The 18,933-nt window shown below is 71.9% G+C and carries 14 protein-coding genes and 1 pseudogene; 4 read left to right on the top strand and 11 right to left on the bottom strand.

The features are described 5' to 3' along the window. Positions 1 to 50: 50 nt before the first annotated feature. The 4 genes and pseudogenes from ACQP1S_RS13885 to ACQP1S_RS13870 form a co-directional block, all read right to left on the bottom strand. A complete protein-coding gene (locus ACQP1S_RS13885) occupies positions 51 to 677 on the bottom strand; it encodes a response regulator transcription factor (protein ID WP_363673867.1) in 627 nt (208 codons plus the stop codon). Between the two features lie 148 nt (positions 678 to 825). Next, positions 826 to 2,052, bottom strand: a pseudogene (locus tag ACQP1S_RS13880) (sensor histidine kinase); the annotation flags it as partial. A 5-nt stretch (positions 2,053 to 2,057) separates the two neighbouring features. Further along, a complete protein-coding gene (locus ACQP1S_RS13875) occupies positions 2,058 to 2,513 on the bottom strand; it encodes an ABA4-like family protein (RefSeq protein ID WP_432906876.1) in 456 nt (151 codons plus the stop codon). After that, positions 2,510 to 3,436 carry a hypothetical protein gene (locus ACQP1S_RS13870; protein ID WP_432906874.1) on the bottom strand — a complete coding sequence of 309 codons (927 nt, stop codon included), beginning with the start codon at positions 3,434 to 3,436 and terminating at the stop codon, positions 2,510 to 2,512. Before ACQP1S_RS13870 ends, ACQP1S_RS13875 begins: the two co-directional genes overlap by 4 nt. Positions 3,437 to 3,903: 467 nt before the next feature. Here ACQP1S_RS13870 and ACQP1S_RS13865 point away from each other — a divergent pair, with 467 nt between their 5' ends. Beyond that, the gene (locus ACQP1S_RS13865; RefSeq protein WP_432906873.1) at positions 3,904 to 5,541 is read left to right on the top strand and encodes a cellulose-binding domain-containing protein; all 1,638 of its coding nucleotides are present in this window, start codon (positions 3,904 to 3,906) and stop codon (positions 5,539 to 5,541) included. Positions 5,542 to 5,717: 176 nt separating this feature from the next. Here the strand turns inward: ACQP1S_RS13865 and ACQP1S_RS13860 are convergent, their stop codons facing one another. From ACQP1S_RS13860 to ACQP1S_RS13850, 3 genes are read right to left on the bottom strand one after another with little or no spacing between them, the layout of a single operon-like run. Continuing rightward, positions 5,718 to 6,029, bottom strand: a complete 312-nt coding sequence (locus ACQP1S_RS13860) for a hypothetical protein (RefSeq protein ID WP_432906871.1) — start codon at positions 6,027 to 6,029, stop codon at positions 5,718 to 5,720. 49 nt (positions 6,030 to 6,078) lie between these two features. Continuing rightward, positions 6,079 to 6,894: a helix-turn-helix domain-containing protein gene (locus ACQP1S_RS13855; RefSeq protein WP_432906869.1), complete on the bottom strand. Its 816-nt coding sequence runs from the start codon at positions 6,892 to 6,894 to the stop codon at positions 6,079 to 6,081. Further along, positions 6,884 to 7,051, bottom strand: a complete 168-nt coding sequence (locus ACQP1S_RS13850) for a hypothetical protein (protein ID WP_432906867.1) — start codon at positions 7,049 to 7,051, stop codon at positions 6,884 to 6,886. The genes ACQP1S_RS13855 and ACQP1S_RS13850 overlap by 11 nt, the downstream gene beginning before the upstream one ends. 214 nt (positions 7,052 to 7,265) lie before the next feature. Between ACQP1S_RS13850 and ACQP1S_RS13845 the strand changes: the two genes are divergently transcribed. After that, complete coding sequence (locus ACQP1S_RS13845; RefSeq protein ID WP_432906865.1) at positions 7,266 to 8,633, top strand: hypothetical protein; 1,368 nt, start codon at positions 7,266 to 7,268, stop codon at positions 8,631 to 8,633. 44 nt (positions 8,634 to 8,677) lie between these two features. Continuing rightward, complete coding sequence (locus ACQP1S_RS13840; protein WP_432906863.1) at positions 8,678 to 9,160, top strand: NUDIX domain-containing protein; 483 nt, start codon at positions 8,678 to 8,680, stop codon at positions 9,158 to 9,160. 321 nt (positions 9,161 to 9,481) lie between these two features. On the opposite strand, the gene treZ is transcribed toward ACQP1S_RS13840, so the two are convergent. The 3 genes from treZ to glgX are packed head-to-tail and all read right to left on the bottom strand — an operon-like array spanning position 9,482 to position 15,673. Then, complete coding sequence (treZ, locus tag ACQP1S_RS13835; RefSeq protein ID WP_432906861.1) at positions 9,482 to 11,215, bottom strand: malto-oligosyltrehalose trehalohydrolase; 1,734 nt, start codon at positions 11,213 to 11,215, stop codon at positions 9,482 to 9,484. Then, the gene (gene treY, locus ACQP1S_RS13830; RefSeq protein WP_432906860.1) at positions 11,212 to 13,551 is read right to left on the bottom strand and encodes a malto-oligosyltrehalose synthase; all 2,340 of its coding nucleotides are present in this window, start codon (positions 13,549 to 13,551) and stop codon (positions 11,212 to 11,214) included. The genes treZ and treY overlap by 4 nt, the downstream gene beginning before the upstream one ends. 1 nt (position 13,552) lies before the next feature. Further along, positions 13,553 to 15,673, bottom strand: a complete 2,121-nt coding sequence (glgX, locus tag ACQP1S_RS13825; RefSeq protein ID WP_432906858.1) for a glycogen debranching protein GlgX — start codon at positions 15,671 to 15,673, stop codon at positions 13,553 to 13,555. Between the two features lie 324 nt (positions 15,674 to 15,997). On the opposite strand from glgX, the gene ACQP1S_RS13820 reads away from it, so the two are divergent. Continuing rightward, positions 15,998 to 17,404 (top strand): glycosyltransferase family 4 protein, encoded by a 1,407-nt coding sequence (locus tag ACQP1S_RS13820; RefSeq protein WP_432906856.1) that lies wholly within the window; start codon positions 15,998 to 16,000, stop codon positions 17,402 to 17,404. Between the two features lie 83 nt (positions 17,405 to 17,487). Here the strand turns inward: ACQP1S_RS13820 and ACQP1S_RS13815 are convergent, their stop codons facing one another. Further along, positions 17,488 to 18,771 carry a citrate synthase gene (locus ACQP1S_RS13815; protein ID WP_091239291.1) on the bottom strand — a complete coding sequence of 428 codons (1,284 nt, stop codon included), beginning with the start codon at positions 18,769 to 18,771 and terminating at the stop codon, positions 17,488 to 17,490. Positions 18,772 to 18,933 lie beyond the last annotated feature (162 nt).

The raw sequence follows: 18,933 nt of genomic DNA, 5'->3' as shown, positions 1-18,933 counted from the left end.
ATAGCCGGGCCGGCCGACAGCCGCAGCGGGCACAGCGGACGACGGTGGGCTCAGCCGCCCCGGGCGAACAGGGCCAGGCGTACCCGGTTCGGGCTGTCCGTCTTGGTCATCAGGCTGGTGATGTGGGTCTTGACCGTGGTCACCCCGATGTGCAGCCGGTCGGCGATCTCGGTGTTCGACAGCCCCTCGGCCACCAGATCGAGCACGTCCCGCTCGCGGGCGGTCAGGCCCGCCACCGGCCGTGGCGGCGCGGCACGGGCGTGCACCGCCCGCCGGACCAGCCGCTGCAACACGTCCTCGCTGAACGGGCTGCCCCCGGCGGCGGCCCGCCGGACGCCCTCGATCAGGTCGGCGGGCGGGGCGTCCTTGAGCAGGAACCCGCAGGCCCCGGCGGTCAACGCGGGATAGAGGTGGTCGTCGTCGCCGAACGTGGTCAGCACCAGCACCCGGATGCCGGGCCGGTCGGCGAGGATGCGACCGGTCGCGGTGATCCCGTCGACACCGGGCATCCGTAGGTCCATCACCACCACGTCGGGGACGAGCCGGGCGGCCAGGGTGACCGCGTCGCGGCCGTTGTCGGCCTCCCCGACGACCTCGATGTCGGGCTGAGCCTCGCAGAGCATCCGCAGGCCCGCGCGGATCAGGTGCTGGTCGTCGACCAGCAGGACCCGGATCACGCCGGCTCCGCCGCGTACGGCCCGCCGGAGCCGGGTGGCGGGGACGCCGCACCGGCCCGCCCGGCCGTAGGCGCGCCCGCACCGGCCGGCGACACACCGGGAACGGGCGGCGGTCCGGCCGGCGACGCAGCGGCAACGGGCGATGGCCCGGCCGGGAACGAGCCGGGAACGGACGGCGGTCCGCCCGGGGCGAGCCGACGCCGGTCGACACCCGGGCGGGCAGCACGGTGCGGACCCGCCAGCCGGTGCCGGCCGGGCCGGCGTCCAGCCGCCCGCCGAGCACCTCGACGCGTTCCCGCATGCCGGTGATGCCGTGTCCACCGCCGGGCGGCACCGCCGCCGGGGCCCAGCCCCGCCCGTCGTCGGACACCTCCCAGTGGACGGCGTCGTCGACGACCGACACCGACAACCGCGCCCGCGCGGACGTGCCGGCGTGCTTCACCACGTTCGTCAGCGCCTCCTGGGTCAACCGGAGCACCGCCAGGCCCCGTACCGCGTCGAGCGCGCCCACCGCCGGGTCGACCTCCGCCTCCACCGTCACCCCGGCCTGCCGGGCCCGGTCGACCGCCGCGCCGAGCGCGGTCGGCAGCGCCGACGGCTCGATCGAGGTCAGTGCCGCGTCCCCGTGCGCCACGTCGGGGTCACGCAGCACCGCGACCAGTCCCCGCAGGTCCGCCAACGCCGCCGTCCCGGTCGCGTGCACGTCGTCGAAGACCGCGCCCACCCTGGGGTCCAGGTCGGTGAGGACGTGCCGGGCGACACCGACGCGCAGCACCATCGACGCCACGTGGTGCGCGACCACGTCGTGCAGCTCACGGGCGATGGCGCTGCGTTCGTCGGCGCGCGCCGCCCGACTGTCCGACTCGCGTCGGAGCTGCTCGGCCCGAGCCCGCTCCTCGGCCTGCCGGGCGAGTTCCCGGTTGGTCCGCACCACCGTGCCGACCAACAGCGGCAGGCCGACGTCCGCCAGCAGCCCGAACACCATTGCGGTGACGCCCTGGGACGCGTGGCCGGAGCGGCCGTACCCCGCGATCACGGCCAACGCTCCGGCGGCCCACCAGGCGGTCCTCGGCCGTCGGGTCCGCATGGTCAGTTCGAGCAGCCCCCAGCTCGCCCCCACCTGGTTGATCGTGGTGTCGTCGAGGACCACGATCGCGACCGCCAGCAGCACGGTCTGCGCCGTCAGGTTCATCAGTGGCCGGCGGTGCGACACCAGCGCGACGGTGAACGCGGTCACGGCCAGCGTCCACTGCGCGCCCGTCGGCGGCTGACCCGCCTCCACGGTGAACAGGAGGTAGCCGAGGCCGCTGAGGTCGAGCAGGATCATCCGTACGAGGGTGTCCCGTGCGTCGAACAGTCGTCCCACCCAGCCCACAGGAGTCAGCCTACGGATCGGGGGGCGGGAGCAGCAGCCCCGGTCGGGCCGGCCCAGCGGGTCCGCAGCGCCAGGTAGCCGGCCAGCCCGAGTGGCCCGAGCAGGATCGTCACCACCAGCACCGGGGCCATGACCAGCGCCGGCACCCCACGGTCCCGGCTGTCGAGCCAGGCCCACCGGCCGACGAACAGGTCGAACCCGATCAGGTGCGCCCAGGCCGCCGCCGCACCGACGTCGGTGCCGAACAGGTCACGTACGCCGGTCAGGGTCGGCGAGATCACCACCGGGAGCACCTCGCCGAGCGCCGGAAGCACCAGCACCGCGTAGACCACCAGGACCGGCAGCACGATCAGCGGCGATCGGATGATCCGGGTGGTCCACGACCAGCCCGGCAGCAGGATCATCAGCGCCCAGAACGGCGCGGCCAGCGCGAAGGTCAGCGAGAACCAGGTGGCGGTCACGCGGCCAGCACCAGTTCCGGACGACGCCGCCGGGCCACCACCGCCACCACGGCGACCGTGGTCGCCGCCGCCAGGGCGGCCAGCGCGGTGAGCGTGGTCAGGTCCGGGCGCAGCAGCGGCTGCCCCCGCAGCGCCTGCCAGGTCAACAACACGGTGAGTACGCCGTACCCGGCCCCCGCGACGACCAGCAGCCCGACCCGGCTCCGCTCGTCCAGCCAGTGGTCCAGGTAGCGGCGCAGCAGGAACGCCAGGATCGGCAGCGCCTGCATGGCGTGCAGCCCCACGAAGTGCCCGATCCGCAGGTCACCCCCGGTGGTGCTCCACCCGAGGATCGGCAGCCCCGGCCCGCCGTCGGGCACGCCCACGCTGTGCGCCCCGGCGATCCCCTCCGCCCCGGCCCGATCCGGGCGCACCATCGGGAACGCCACCAGCATCCCCAGCGCGGACAGGCCGAGCCCCAGGCCCACCGCCCAGGTGGTGGCCCGGTCCCGGGCCCGCCGCACCAGCAGCACGACCGCGACGACCACGTGCGCGACGAACAACACCATGATCGCCATTCCCATCACCTGCCAGAGCGCGGCGTTGAACGCGGTGGTCTCGTTGTAGTGGCTGGTCGTGCCGCGCAACACCTGCCCGACGATCACCACCATCTCGACCAGGGCCACCGCCACCACCACGCCGGCCGACCACTCCGCGACCCGGCTGCGGCGCGGCAGTTGCGCCAGCATCCAGGCGAGGGTAGCTCCGTACAGCACGAAGGACACCGAGAACTTGAACGGCTTGAGCCAGATCGGCACGCCGGTGAGCACCCGCCCGTCGACGACCACGCCGACGGCGGTGACGACGGCGAGCACCGCCGCCGCCATGCTGAGCACCAGCAGGGGGCGGTGCCGGCCGGCCGCCCGGGACATCACATCAGTCATACGGAGACCCTCGCGGGCCGCCGGCCCGACCGCGCCCGACCGGAGGCCCCGGTCACGGCCCCCGGTCGGAGGCCGCCTCCTCCCCAGGGTGGAGCAGTGCGATGCCCGTCCGGCCGCCGACGCCGCCAATGGCCTCCGGGCGGGGGTGACCGGCGGACGGACAGCGGGGACGGCGCGACATCCACCGGGCGGTCGGGGACCGGCGGGTAGATTGACGGCATCGAGAACGCTCAGTACCTTGAGGCGGAAAGCGCTTACCTTGGGCGTCCACCGCCCAGCACCTCCCCGGGACGGCCCAGGTCGCACCCGGGCCACCACCTCGCGCCGGTGATCCGGGCCGGTCCGACGCGGGAAGGCCCATCTCCACGATGGGTGTCCGGGTAGCAGCCGCCTACCCCGACACCGGCGGGCACCGGTGCCGGGGCCTGCACAGGCGGGCTTCGTACACCAACCCCCAGGAGAAGACCATGATCTACCGACAGCGTCGGACGGCACTGTGGATGTCCGCAGTGGCCGCGACGGCGCTCACCGCGGCCGGAGTCGTGATCACCGCGAACGCCGCCCAGGCTGCGGCCGGTTGCCGGATCGACTACACGGTGTCCACCCAGTGGTCCGGTGGTTTCACCGCGAGCGTCAACCTCACCAACCTGGGCGACCCGCTCAGCGCCTGGACGACCACCTGGACGTTCGGTGCCGGGCAACGCGTCGACCAGGGGTGGAACGCCACGTTCAGCCAGAACGGCAGCGCGGTCAGCGCCGGGGACGCCGGCTACAACGGGGCGGTCGCCACCAACGGCACGGTCTCGTTCGGCTTCAACGGCACCTGGACCGGCAGCAACCCGGTCCCGACGAACTTCGCGGTCAACGGGGTGGCCTGCACCGGCGGCGTCACCCCCACCACCGGCACCCCCACCACGCCGCCCCCGACGACCGCACCGCCCACCACACCCCCGCCCACGACGCCGCCACCGACCACACCCCCGCCGACCACCCCGCCGCCCACGACGCCCCCGCCGTCCGGCAGCACGCTGTACGTGGCACCGAACGGCAGCGCCGGTGCGGCCGGCACCCAGGCGAACCCGACCACTCTCGCCTCGGCCATCACCCGGGTCACCGCCGGCGGGACGATCTACGTCCGGGCCGGCACCTACAACCTGGCGCAGACGGTGACCATCGCACCCGGCAACAACGGCACCGCCAGCGCCCGTAAGAAGCTGTTCGCCTACCCGGGTGAGAAGCCGGTGCTGAGCTTCGCGGCGATGAGCGAGGACCCGGCCAACCGGGGGCTCGCCCTGAACGGGTCGTACTGGCACCTCCAGGGCATCGTCGTCGAGCGGGCCGGTGACAACGGGATCTTCGTGGGGGGTAGCAACAACATCATCGAGCGGACGGTGACCCGGTTCAACCGCGACAGCGGGCTGCAACTGTCCCGGATCGCCTCCAGCACCCCGCGCGACCAGTGGCCGGCCAACAACCTGGTGCTGAGCGCCGAGTCGCACGACAACGCCGACTCCGACGGGGAGGACGCCGACGGCTTCGCCGCCAAGCTCACCGTCGGCAGCGGCAACGTCTTCCGGTACGCGGTGTCCCACCACAACATCGACGACGGGTGGGACCTCTACACCAAGACCGACACCGGCCCGATCGGCGTGGTGACCATCGAGGATTCCCTGGCCTACAACAACGGCACGCTCAGCAACGGCACCCAGAACGGCAACGGTGACCGCAACGGCTTCAAGCTCGGCGGCGAGGACATCGGCGTCAACCACGTCGTGCGGCGGACCATCGCCTACCGCAACGGCAAGCACGGGTTCACCTACAACCGCAACCTCGGCTCGATGTCGATCTCCAACAACCTGAGCATCGACAACACCGAGCGCAACTTCTCGTTCGACGGCGGCAGCTCGGTGTTCCGGAGCAACACCTCGTGCCGCAGCGGCAGCGGCGCGAACGACAAGATCGTCGGCAACGCCGACAGCTCCAACCAGTTCTGGAACGGCAGCAACGGCTCCCGCTGCGCGTCGTACACCGGGGCCATCGGTTGGTCCTTCGCCTCCGACGGACGGCTGGTGGTGACCCTCGGCGGCCGGCAGGTCACCCTGTAACCGCCCTGGTCAGGGTGGTGGTCCGACCGGTCGGACCGGTCGGACCACCACTGCGGGCCGCCCCGGTCGACGCGACGGCCCGGCCTGCAGCGCGCCGATGGCGGTTCGGCGGCGGCCACCGCCGGGGCGGCTGTGCAAGGCGCGGGCCGGAACCGGGCACCCGGAGGGCGGCCCCATCACCGGGTGAGGCCGACCAGCGTGGCCAGTCGCGCGACGCCGGCCACGGTGGGCCGGCCCCGGGCGATCTCGGCGATCACCGTGCGCGCCGCCGGTCGGCACCGTACCTCGGCCGGCGCGATGCCGTCCGCGTCGACCAGCACCCGACCGGCCCCGAACAGGTCACCGACCTGGAGGTACGCCCGTGCGGCGTCGACCAGGTAGGCGGCCCGGTGCTCGGCGGGAAGAAGCCGCCACCCCGCCCGACGGATCACCTGTTCGTGCCGGTAGACAGCCTCCCCACCGTCGCCCACCTCGATCGCCGCCACCACCCGGGCCAGCTCGACGGCGACCGGCCCGAAGCAGATCCGGTGGGGATCGTCACCGCCCCGACCGGGCGGCGATCCCGGCGGTCAGGTCGATCAGCTCGTCGGCCCGGTGGGTGTCGCCGTGCTCGGCGGCAGCCAGGGCGGCCTGGAGCAGCAGCGTCCCGCAGAGCGCCTGCCGCGCCACCGTCGCGTCGCGTACCGGCCTCGGGGCGACGCGACGCGCGGCGGCCACGGTCACCGCGAGCGCCAACTGACCACGGCTCAGCGCGCGCAGCGCCTGCCCCACCGCCACGGCCGCCGTCCCCGCCAGTACCGGATCATCGCCGGCCACGGTCATCGCCCGGTCAGCGGCCAGCCAGCCGAGGTCAGCCTCGCCGAGCTTCACCAGCACCGCCGAGGCGACCCGGTACGTCTGCACCAACAGGTCCGCCGCCTCGGGCGCTGTCGCGTGCCGGCTCCGCGCGGCGTCGAGCAACCCCGGCAGCGCCCGCACCACCTGCGCGTAGTGCGCGTGCTGGTAGGTCAACCAGGCGTGCTCGACGTGCCGTTGCAGTTCCGCCGATGACACCACGCCGGCAGCGACGTGGTAGCGGGCGAGGGCGGCCCGCAACCCATCCACCCCGTCCCCCTCGCCGACCTGCGCCGACGACGGCAGCCGGGTCCCGAGCAGTACCGCAGGATCGATCCGCAACACCTCGGCGATCTCCTGGATCACCGAGTACCGGTCCAACGCGCGGACCCCGCGTTCGACCTTGTCCACCCAGCTCTTCGACTTGCCGAGCCGGTCCGCGAGCATCTGTTGGGTCATCCGCCGCCGCACCCGCCAGCGCGCCACCCGCCGCCCGACCGGCAGGTCGTCAGCGCCCACGCCGCCACCGCCGATCCGGCACCGCGCGCGTCGTGTCCTCGACGGGTATCCGCTCCGCCTCGGCCTGCGCGAGAATGCGACGCTTGGCGGCCTCGTGCTCGGCGGCCTCGGCCTGCTCTCCCCGACTCGCGACCCACTCGTTCCCCTGCTTCCGCATATCCGCCTCCGTCGACAACTCCGGCGTCCTTCGCCGGCGTTCCTGATGGGCTTCAGCGAAGTCGACTGCTGGTCGACCGACCAGATGACGAGCCGTGTGCGCGATTGCGCTGCCCTACCCCGGGTTGCGCGGGCTTGCGTGGACCCCTACCCACGCCGGTTCTCCCTCTACGCTCGTTGCTGGTGGTAGCCAGTCGACTCCCGGGGGTAGATGAATGGCGAGGTCGGTAACGAACAAGGCTCTTGATGCACTGCTGTTCGCCGCTGGCTACGGCAATGCGCATGCGGCATTCGCCCGCCAGGTCAACCATGCGGGCCGGGCTCAGGGCAGCTGGCGTTACGACGCGGCCAGCGTCTACTGGTGGCTTCGTGGACGTCGGCCAGCTGAACATGTGCAGAACGCCATGGCGGAGACCATCGCCCGGAAACTCGGCCGCCCCGTTGAGATGACGGAACTCGGGTTCCTCGGCACCAATCTCGCGGATGCCGCCTACTCCCCGACTGCCAGCGGTGCCATCGATGCCGCCGGACGGCTCTGGACGCTGCTCGCCCATCGGGTCAACTCACCGATCGGAGGGGCTTTCCACAGCGGAGCGGCGCTACAGGCCGCGTTTGCCTGGCGATACGACCTTCCCGACACACAAGTGACCCGCGATGGGCGAACATCGCTCACGGGTGCTGACATTCAACCGCTGAATCTCCTCGCCGAACACTTCGCCGACCTTGACCGACGCCACGGCGGCGGCTCCCCGCACACCCGCGCACTCATGGCCGATCTCCTCGCCCGCCAGGTAGTTCCCATGCTGCATGGCGCCTACGCAGACGCCGTCGGACGTGATCTCATGCGCGCCACCGCAACGCTCTGCGGCCAACTCGCTTTCATGTCCTACGACGCGGGGGAACACGGCATCGCCCAGCATCACCTCACCATCGCTCTACGACTCGCCAAGGCCGCAGATGACCGCCTCTACGGTGCCCATCTCTTGGCGAACCTGGCCACTCAGGCCGTTTACCTCGGGCATACCCGGGACGCGGCCCGCCTCGCCGAGGCAGCCGTCGATGGGGCGGGCCGCGCCCCCGCTGCGGTCCGCGCCCGCCTCTACACCACGGCCGCCAGCGCCTACGGCCGATCCGGGGAAAGGCGGGCCTGTCGAGCAGCGCTTGCCAAGGCAGAACGGGCTGTCGATCGGATGCGCAAGGAGGACAGCCCACGCTGGGTCAGTTACTTCAGCCCGGCCCATCTCGCGGGTACCACCCTGAAGTGTCTCAGCGACCTACGCCTGCACCGGCAGGCGTTGCGGCACGCATCCGACGCGATCACCCTCACCACCCAGAATGCCCGGACACGTGTACTACACAGCGCCCTGATCGCGCTCACCCACGCCCAGGCAGGAGACCTCGACGCAGCCTGCACTTGGGGCCGAGAGGCTGCCCGGCACACACCGCAAGTTTCCTCCGCACGGGTGACGCAGCGCATCCAGGAACTCGCCACCGTGCTAACCCCCCACCGAACGAGGGCCGACGTCCACGACCTCCTCAGCACGCTCGCACCCACACCGCCGCCGCACTCAGGCCGCCTCTGACCTAGGGCAAGCCGGCATCGACACCTACGGCTAACGTCACACGCGTGACATGGACGGAGCCCAACGCCTGGTACGCGAACCTGTCCGCCTTTCATGCCGCCACGGCCGCCTTCATCACGGACCCGGTCGGCAATGTGCTCCTCGTCAAGCCCACCTACCGCGATCACTGGGCCTTCCCGGGCGGGTACGTGGAACAGGACGAGTATCCGCACCACGCATGCGCCCGCGAAGCCCGCGAAGAACTCGGCGTCACGGTGGCAGTGGGAGAGCTACTTGTCGTGGACTGGGCACCCCCGGCCGGGCAACGGCCGCGTGCCCTCGTCCACTTCACCTTCGACTGCGGGACCATCACCCAGCACGACGGTCTCACCCTTCCAGAGCAGGAAATCGAAGGTGTTGGTTTCTTTGCACCCGGTGAAGCCGGACAACGCCTTCCCGACAACGTTGCCCCACGGGTGAGTGCCGCGATTCGCGCTCGTGCTCTTCGTACCCCGATCTACCTCGCCGATGGCGGAACCGCTTCATAGGCATCTGCCCAGGATCGTTTCGACTGCGCCGTGGTCGGCAGGTGCACCAGCTGAGCGAGCTGGTGGCACCGGTCCGGCCCATGGCTGACGAGAGGGTCATACGTCCGCTCGGGCTTATGACACACAGGCATGAATATGACAGCTCGGCATACACCTTCTGCCGGCATGTTGGTCCCGCCGCGATCGTCACCCAACGTAACGACCCACCGAGAGGTCAGCCCGAGAACCGCGCGCCCGTGCCGAGGACAGAACGGACCAAGCCGAGAGCCGCGCGGACACCTGCCGAGAGCCGCGCGGACCATCGCGGGACCGGCGCGGCGTTCAGAGGGCCACGATCGCCGCCGTCTCCGCCGGCAACTCGACCCGGTCGCGCGTCACCGTGACGCCCTCCCCGGTGGTGAGCAGCACCCGGCGCGCCACCCCGGGCAGGGTGACCCGCTGCGGCCGACCGGCGAGGTTCGCCACCACCAGGCAGCCGCCCCGGCGCACCACCAGGAACTGGTCGCCGTGGCGCACCTCCACCTGGTGCAGGCGCGGGTCGGACAGGTCGGGGCGGGCCTTGCGCAGCGCGATCAGCCGCCGGTAGAAGTCGTACATCTCGCGGTGTTCGGGTTTGTCCAGCTCGGCCCAGTCGAGCCGGGAGCGCAGGAAGGTCTGCGGGTCCTGCGGGTCCGGCACGTCGCCCGGTGGCCAGCCGTGCGCGGCGAACTCGCGCCGCCGGCCGGTGGCCACCGCCGCCGCCAACTCCGGCTCGGGATGGCTGGTGAAGAACTGCCACGGCGTGCTGGCCGCCCACTCCTCCCCCATGAACAGCATCGGGGTGAACGGCCCGGTCAGCAGCAGCATCGCCCCGACCCGCAGCAGCGCGGGCGACAGCACGGCGGAGATCCGGTCACCGGTGGCCCGGTTGCCGATCTGGTCGTGGTTCTGCAGGTAGGCCACGAACCGGTGCCCGGGGGTGGCGTGCCGGTCCACCGGGCGGCCGTGGCTGCGGTTGCGGAAGCTGGACCAGGTGCCGGCGTGGAAGAACGCCCCGGTCAGCACGTCGGTCAGGCACTCCAGCGAGCCGAAGTCGCCGTAGTAGCCCTGCCGCTCCCCGGTGAGCAGGGTGTGCAGGGCGTGGTGGGCGTCGTCGTTCCACTGGGCGTGCAGGCCGTAGCCGCCCGCCTCGCGGGCGGTGATCAGCCGGGGGTCGTTGAGGTCGGACTCGGCGATCAGCGACAGCGGCCGGCCCAGGTGGGCGGCGAGCGCCTCCACCTCGACCGCCATCTGCTCCAGCACGTGCACGGCCCGGGAGTCGGGCATCGCGTGCACGGCGTCCAGCCGCAGGCCGTCGACGTGGTAGTCGCGTAGCCACATCAGCACCGAGTCGATGATGTAGCGACGCACCCCGTCGGAGTGCGGGCCGTCGAGGTTGACCGTGCGGCCCCAGGGGTTGTCCTGCTCGGTCAGGTAGGGCGCGAAGCTCGGCGCGTAGGCCCCGGAGGGCCCGAAATGGTTGTAGACGACGTCGAGGATCACCCCCAGCCCCTTGGCGTGGGCGGCGTCGACCAGCCGTTTCAGCCCGTCCGGCCCGCCGTAGGGTTGGTGCGGGGCGAACCAGCAGACCCCGTCGTAGCCCCAGTTGTGCTCGCCGTTGAAGGCGTGCACCGGAAGCAGCTCGATCAGGTCGACACCGAGGTCGACCAGGTGGTCGAGGCGGTCGATCGCCGCGTCGAAGGTGCCCTCCGGGGTGAACGTGCCGACGTGCAGCTCGTAGAGGATGCTGCCGGGCAGTTGGCGGCCGGGCCAGCCCTGGTCGGTCCAGGCGAACGCGGCGTGGTCGTAGCGGCGGCTCGGTCCGTGCACTCCGGCCGGCTGCCAGGCCGAGCGCGGGTCGGGCAGCGGGGTGTCATCGTCGTCGAGCAGGAACGCGTAGTCGGTGCCGGGGCCGGCGGCGGGCACCTCGACCCGCCACCAGCCGTCCGGCCCGGCCCGCATGTCGTGGTCGGCGACGCCGGGCAGGTGCAGCCGGACCCGGGCGACGTCGGGTGCCCAGACGGTGAACTCGGTCATGCGGCAGCCTCCACGGGGTCGGTGGGAGCCAGGGGGGTGGGCGCGAGGAGAGCGACGGGGTAGGTGCTCAGCAGATCATGAAGGAGCAGCTCAGAACCACTGTAGACCCGTCCGGTGAACACGTCGGTAACACTGTTGCCGGGCATCGACAGAACGGTGCCACGCCAGCCGCCGTCGCGGGCCAGCCCCACCGGCAGCCGGGTCGCCACCGCGATCGCGCCACCCCGGTCGAAGGCGACCGCGTGCCGGGCGGCCGGCCCGTACCCGGCCACCGGCCGGTAGCCGTCGAACAGCTCCGGGTGGTCCCGGCGCAGCCGCAGCGTGCGGGAGACCACCAGCAGCTTGGCCGCGCCGTCGGCGGCCACCGCCGGCCGCCAGCCGGCGTCGAGCCGGGCCAGCAGCTCCCGGCGTACGGCGAAGTCGACCGGGCGGCGGTTGTCCGGGTCGACCAGGGAGTTCTCCCACAACTCGGTGCCCTGGTAGGTGTCCGGCACCCCGGGCATGGCGAGCTGCACCAGCTTCTGGCCGAGCGCGTTGGACCAGCCGGCCGGGGTCAGCTCGGCGGCGAACGCGCTGATCTCGGCGTGCAGTTGCGGGTCGTCGTACATCCGGTCGACCAGGGCGTGCAGGTCGTGCTCGAAGGCCGGGTCGGGGTCGGCCCAGCTCGTCGACGCCGACGCCTCCCGGGCGGCCTTCTCGACGTAGGCGTGCAGGCGCTCCCGGGCGATCGGCCAGGCGCCCACGGCGGTCTGCCACAGCAGGTGGGCGAAGGCCGGATCGGCCAGCGGCGCCCGGGTCGTCCAGTCCCCCACCTGCTCCGCCCAACGGGCCGGCAGCTCGGCGAGCACGGCGAGCCGGGCCCGGACGTCCTCGCCGCGTTTGGTGTCGTGGGTGGACAACGTGGTCATGCTGGCCGGCCAGCGGACCTGTCGGACGGCGGCGAACCGGTGGAACTCCGCCGGGGCCACCCCGAAGTGGGCCGGCGAGCCGCCTACCTCGTTCAGGGCGACGAACCGGCTCCACCGGTAGTAGGCGGTGTCCTCCACCCCCTTGGCCATCACCGCGCCGGTGAGCTGCGGGAACCGGGCGGCCAGCTCGTGCTCGGGGCGACGCAGCAACGCGGTCACCGCGTCCAGGGTGGCGGTGAGGTCGGGCCGGCGGCGGCCGGCCTCGGCGCGGGCGGCGGCCAGGTGCCGGGCTCCGTGCGGCGGATAGCCCCGGTAGACCGGGAAGCAGGCGGCCAGCTCGGCCAGGGCCGCCCGGGTGGCGTCCCGGTCGAGGTCGGGGGCGAGCGCGGCGAGCCGGCTCAGCTCGGCGGCGAGCAGCCGGGTGGCGGCCTCGTGCTTGGTGGTGTGGGTGAGGTCCTGCCAGGAGGTGTGCCGGCCGGTGAGCCGGGCGTCGAGGGCGGTGAAGTCACCCTCCGCCCGACCGTCGACGAACAGGCCGCAGACCGCGGCCAGCGCGTCGTAGCCGGTGGTGCCCTGCACCGGCCAGTCCGGCAGCTCCTCGCCGTACTCCAGGATCTTCTCCACCACCAGCCAGGCGTGCGGGGCGGCGGCCCGCAACCGGGTCAGGTAGCCGGCGGGGTCACGCAGGCCGTCGGGGTGGTCGACGCGGATGCCGTCGACCTCACCGGCGGCCACCCAGCGCAGCACCTCGGCGTGGGTGGCGTCGAAGACCGCCGGGTCCTCCACCCGCAGCCCGGCCAGGTCGGACACGGCGAAGAACCGGCGGTACGTCAGCTCGGCGTCGCCGCGCCGCCAGGAGACCAGCTCGTAGTGCTGCCGGTCGTGCACCTCGCGGGGGCTGCCGTCGGCGGTGCCGTCGGCGATCGGGAACCGGTGCTCGTGGTAGCGCAGCTCCCCGTCGACGACCTTGAGATCGTCGGTCGCGTCGGGGCTGTCGGCGAGCACCGGCAGCAGCAACCGGCCCCGGTCCCAGTCGACGTCGAACCAGTTTGCGTACGTCGAGGCCCGCCCCCGGCGCAGCACGTCCCACCAGGCCGGGTTGGCGGCCGGCTGGGCGACCCCGGCGTGGTTGGGCACGATGTCGACGACCAGGCCCAGTCCGGCCGCCCGCAACGCCCGGACCAGCCGCTGCCGGCCGGCCTCCCCGCCCAGCTCCGGGTTGACCGCGCGGTGGTCGACCACGTCGTAGCCGTGCGCGGAGCCGGGGGTCGCGGTGAGCAGCGGCGCGCTGTAGAGGTGGGTGACGCCCAGGTCGGCGAGCCAGTCGGCCAGGTCGGCGGTGGTGTCCAGGTCGAACCCGGGTCGGACCTGGATGCGGTACGTCGACCCGAGGGTCGCCGTCGAGTCGGGTGGGGGCTGTGCGGGCATGTCAGACCGTCCTCTCCAGGACCACCAGGGAACGGTCCGGCACGCAGACCGCGCCGCCCGCCTCGACCACCGTCGGCTTCTCCGGGTCCGGTTCCGCCGTGCTGATCACCAGCTCCCACCGCTGGCCGAACTCCGCACCGGGCAGGGTGAAGTCCAGCGGCGCGTCGTGGGCGTTGAAGCAGAGCAGGAACGAGGTGTCCCGGTGCCGCTGGCCGTACTGGCCGCGTTCGGGGATGCCGTCGCCGTTGACGAACAGGGCCACCGAACGGCCGAAGTCGTTGCCCCAGTCCTCGCCGGTCATCTCCCGGCCGTCGGGGGTGTACCAGGCCAGGTCCGGCAATCCGGCCTCGGCGGTACGGCCACCGACGGGCAGGCCGGTGAAGAACCGGCGGCGACGGAACACCTGGTGCCGGTTGCGGAAGTCGGTGAGCCGCTGGACGAAGGCCAGCAGTTCGTCGTCGGCCTGTCCCCAGTCCACCCAGGCCAGCTCGCTGTCCTGGCAGTAGGCGTTGTTGTTGCCGTGCTGGGTGCGGCCCAGTTCGTCGCCGTGGCCGAGCATCGGCACGCCCTGGGAGAGCATCAGGGTGGCCAGGAAGTTGCGTCGCTGCCGGGCCCGCAGGGCGGTGATGCCCGGGTCGTCGGTCTCCCCCTCGACGCCGCAGTTCCAGGACCGGTTGTGGCCCTCGCCGTCGCGGTTCTCCTCGCCGTTGGCCTCGTTGTGCTTGTCGTTGTACGACACCAGGTCGTTGAGGGTGAACCCGTCGTGGCAGGTGACGAAGTTGATGCTGTGGAAGGGGCGGCGGCCGTCGTCCTGGTAGAGGTCGGCCGAGCCGGAGATGCGGGAGGCGAACTCGGCCAGGGTGGCCGGCTCACCACGCCAGAAGTCGCGGACCGTGTCGCGGTACTTGCCGTTCCACTCCGTCCACAGGGGCGGGAAGTTGCCGACCTGGTAGCCGCCGGGGCCGACGTCCCACGGCTCGGCGATCAGCTTCACCTGGCTGACCACCGGGTCCTGCTGCACCACCTCGAAGAAGGTGGAGAGCCGGTCCACCTCGTAGAACTCGCGGGCCAGGGTGGCGGCGAGGTCGAACCGGAACCCGTCGACGTGCATCTCGGTCACCCAGTAGCGCAGCGAATCCATGATCAGCTGGAGTGAGTGCGGGCTGCGCACGTTGAGGCTGTTGCCGGTGCCGGTGTAGTCGACGAAGTAGCGTTTGTCCTCTTCGGACAGCCGGTAGTAGCTGGGGGCGTCGACGCCCTTGAAGCTCAACGTCGGGCCCAGGTGGTTGCCCTCGGCGGTGTGGTTGTAGACCACGTCGAGGATGACCTCGATGCCGGCGGCGTGCAGCGCCTTGACCATGCCCCGGAACTCCTGCACCTGCTGGCCGAGGCGGCCCAGCGCGGAGTAGCCGTGGTGCGGGGCGAAGAAGCCGATGCTGTTGTAACCCCAGTAGTTGCGCAGGCCGAGGTCGGCCAGCCGGTGATCGTGCACGAACTCGTGCACCGGCATCAGCTCGATCGCGGTCACCCCGAGCCGCCGGAAGTAGTCGATCATCACCGGGGAAGCGATCGCCGCGTACGTGCCGCGCAGCTCCTCCGGAATGTCGGGGTGGCGCATGGTCAGCCCGCGTACGTGCGCCTCGTAGATCACCGAGTGGTGGTACGGGGTGCGCGGCGGCCGGTCGTTGCCCCAGTCGAAGTAGGGGTTCACCACCACCGACTTGGGCATGAACGGGGCCGAGTCGGTCTCCGACATCCGGTCCGGGTCACCGCCCAGCTCGTAGTCGTAGACCGCCGGGTCCCAGCTCACCTCGCCGTCGACCGCCTTGGCGTACGGGTCGAGCAGCAGCTTGTGCGGGTTGCACCGGACCCCGTTGGCCGGGTCGTACGGGCCATGGACCCGGTAGCCGTAGCGCTGGCCCGGCTCGATCCCGGGAATGTACGCGTGCCAGACGTACGCGTCGACCTCGCGCAGCTCGACCCGCCGCTCGGCGCCGGTGTCCCACTCGTCGAACAGGCACAACTCGATCTTCTCGGCGACTTCCGAGAAGATCGCGAAGTTGGTGCCCATCCCGTCATAGGTGGCGCCCAGGGGGTAACGCTCACCCGGCCAGACCTGCATGTCGCTCCTTAGGCCCATGATCATGAGCACACCGGCCGAGTCGGGGACCGCCGGGCGCACGCCGCTAATGCCCTGCGGCCGGGCCGGTCAATCCACCCGTTCGGACGGCACCCGACTTCCACCCGTCCGAGGGGTCACGCACCTTCAGGTGTCGTCCGTCACGATAGGCCCTTTCGAGATGCGCCGAACCGCCCGATGCCCTTTGCTAGACGCGACGTGCCCGCGCGGGCACGTCGCCCCTCGGCCCTCGGCCACCCCCACCACCGCCCCCCTCCCGCCGTCACCGCTGCCGGCGTGATCGCGTGCGCATGGACGGAGATTGATGTGACCACCCTGCGGGTCGGCGACCAGCTCGCGACCGCTGTGGACCGGACCTGCCGGCCCACCCCCACCTTCCGGCCCCAGATCCCCCAGCAGGGCGGCGGCTCCGGCGTGCCCCCGCGCACCCGACGCATCCTGATGCTCTCCTGGGAGTACCCGCCGGTGCTGGTGGGCGGGCTCGGCCGGCACGTGCACGCCCTGTCGGTGACGCTGGCCGCCGCCGGGCACGAGGTCACCGTCGTCACCCGGCACACCGAGGGCGCGCCGCTGGAGGAGTACGCCGACGGCGTGCGGATCGTCCGGGCCGCCGAGGACCCGGTCACCTTCCCGCTGGCCACGGACTCCCTGCTGGCCTGGACGATGGCGTTCAACCACGCGCTGACCCGGGCCGCCCTGCGGGCCGCCGAGTCCGGCGCGTACGACGTGATCCACGCCCACGACTGGCTGGTCGCGCACACCGCCATGACGTTGCGCGCCCACCTGGACGTGCCGCTGGTCAGCACCATCCACGCCACCGAGGCCGGCCGGCACCAGGGCTGGCTGCCGGGCGAGATGAACCGCACCATCCACGGCGTCGAGCAGTGGCTGGCCGCCGAGTCCGGCCGGGTCATCGTCTGCTCCCGGTACATGCGCGACGAGGTGGGCGCGCTGTTCGACGTGCCGACCGCCCGGGTCGACGTGGTCCCCAACGGGGTCGAGCCGCACCGCTGGAAGGTGCCGACCTCGGCGGTCACCGCGGCCCGCGCCCGGTTCGCCGGGGACGGGCCGCTGGTCACCTTCGCCGGCCGGCTCGTCTATGAGAAGGGCGTCCAGCACCTGCTCGCCGGCCTGCCCCGGCTGCGGGAGCGGCACCCCGGCCTGCGCGCGGTGATCGTCGGCGACGGGCCGTACAAGGCGGAGCTGGAGGCCGAGGTGCACCGGCTCGGGTTGGGCGGCACGGTCGCCATGCCCGGCTTCCTCGGCGGCACCGACCTGCCGGCCGTGATGGCCGCCTCGGACTGCTTCGCGGTGCCCAGCATCTACGAGCCGTTCGGGATGGTCGCCCTGGAGGGGGCGGCGGCCGGCGCGCCGCTCGCGGTCGCCGAGACCGGCGGGCTGGCCGAGATCGTCGAGCCGGGGGTGACCGGGATGACCTTCGCCCCGGAGGACCCGGCCGACCTCACCGAGGCCGTGCACGCGCTGCTGTCGGACCGGGAACGCGCCCGGGTGCTCGCCCGTCGGGCCCGCGCCATGGTGCACGAGCAGTACGGCTGGTCGGCGATCGCCCAGCGCACCGCGGCGGCGTACGCCTCGGCGATCGTCGGGGACGCCGCGTTCACCGCGCAGCGGGCCGAGCAGCGGATGGCGACCGGCCGGGTCACCGCCCCGATCCCGGCCGGCAACCTGCTCGTCGCCGCCGGCCTGCGCTGACCGCCGGGCCCCGACGCCCGCCCCCCGTACGCGAGAAGGCCGCCGACCCCCAGCGGGGTCGGCGGCCTTCGTCGTGACCGGGGTCAGCGCTGCGAGATCGCGGTGAACTCCCGCTCGGGCGCTCCGGTGTAGATCTGCCGGGGCCGGCCGATCTTCGTCTCCGGGTCGCTGATCATCTCGCGCCACTGGGCGATCCAGCCGGGCAGCCGGCCCAGCGCGAACAGCACCGTGAACATCTTGGTCGGGAAGCCCATCGCCTTGTAGATCAACCCGGTGTAGAAGTCCACGTTCGGGTAGAGCCGGCGGGACACGAAGAAGTCGTCGGCGAGCGCGATCTCCTCCAATTGCATCGCGATGTCCAGCAGCGGGTCCGGCTTGGCCATCCGGCCGAGCACGTCCTGGGCGGCCTTCTTGACGATGGCGGCCCGGGGGTCGTAGTTCTTGTAGACCCGGTGCCCGAAGCCCATCAGCTTCACACCGTCCTGCTTGTCCTTCACCTTGCGGACGAAGGACGCGACGTCACCGCCGTCGGCCTCGATCTTCTCCAGCATCTCCAGCACGGCCTGGTTCGCCCCGCCGTGCAGCGGACCGAACAGGGCGTTCACCCCGGCCGAGACCGAGGCGAACAGGTTGGCGTTGCTGGAGCCGACCAGCCGGACGGTGGAGGTCGAGCAGTTCTGCTCGTGGTCGGCGTGCAGGACGAACAGCATGTCCAGCACCCGGGCCACCACCGGGTCGACCTCGTACGGCTCGGCGGGTACGCCGAAGGTCATCCGCAGGAAGTTGTCCACGTAGCCCAGCGAGTTGTCCGGGTACAGCAGCGGCTGACCGATGGACTTCTTGTAGGCGTACGAGGCGATGGTGGGGACCTTCGCCATCAGCCGGACCGTGGACATCTCCACGTGCTCGGAGTCGAACGGGTCCAGGCTGTCCTGGTAGAACGTGGAGATGGCGCTGACCGCCGAGGACAGCACGGCCATCGGGTGGGCGTCCCGGGGGAAGCCGTCGAAGAACCGGCGCATCTCCTCGTGCAGCAGGGAGTGCCGCCGGATCCGCTCGCTGAACTCGGACAGTTGCTGCTGGGTCGGCAGCTCTCCGTAGATGAGCAGGTAGGAGACCTCCAGGAAGGAGGACTTCTCCGCCAGCTGATCGATCGGGTAGCCGCGGTACCGCAGGATGCCCGCGTCACCGTCGATGTAGGTGATCGCGGAAGAACAGGACGCGGTGTTCACGAAACCGGGGTCGTATGTTGTCATCCCGGTTTCCTTGAGCAACTTACTGACCCCGATGCCCGCAGGGCCCTCGACCGCGCCCTGCACCGGCATCGAAAGCTGCCCACCGGGGTGGTCGAGCTTGACTTCCGTCATGTGGTTCCTCGCTTCGCCGGCGAATCTTCGTTGAATTGCCTTCGCTTTTACCGTAATCGCGGTCGCGGGGATACCGCCCGCCGTGGTTCTGCGGTGAGGTATGCGTCACCCGATTCCCGACCCTGCGGCGCGGAAACCCGATCCGGACCGGGGGTACGGCCG

It is taken from the genome of Micromonospora matsumotoense, assembly GCF_050951065.1.
Lineage (GTDB): Bacteria > Actinomycetota > Actinomycetes > Mycobacteriales > Micromonosporaceae > Micromonospora > Micromonospora matsumotoensis.
The sequence above is the reverse complement of the archived record's forward strand: the minus strand, read 5'-3'. Positions and strand labels throughout refer to the sequence as shown.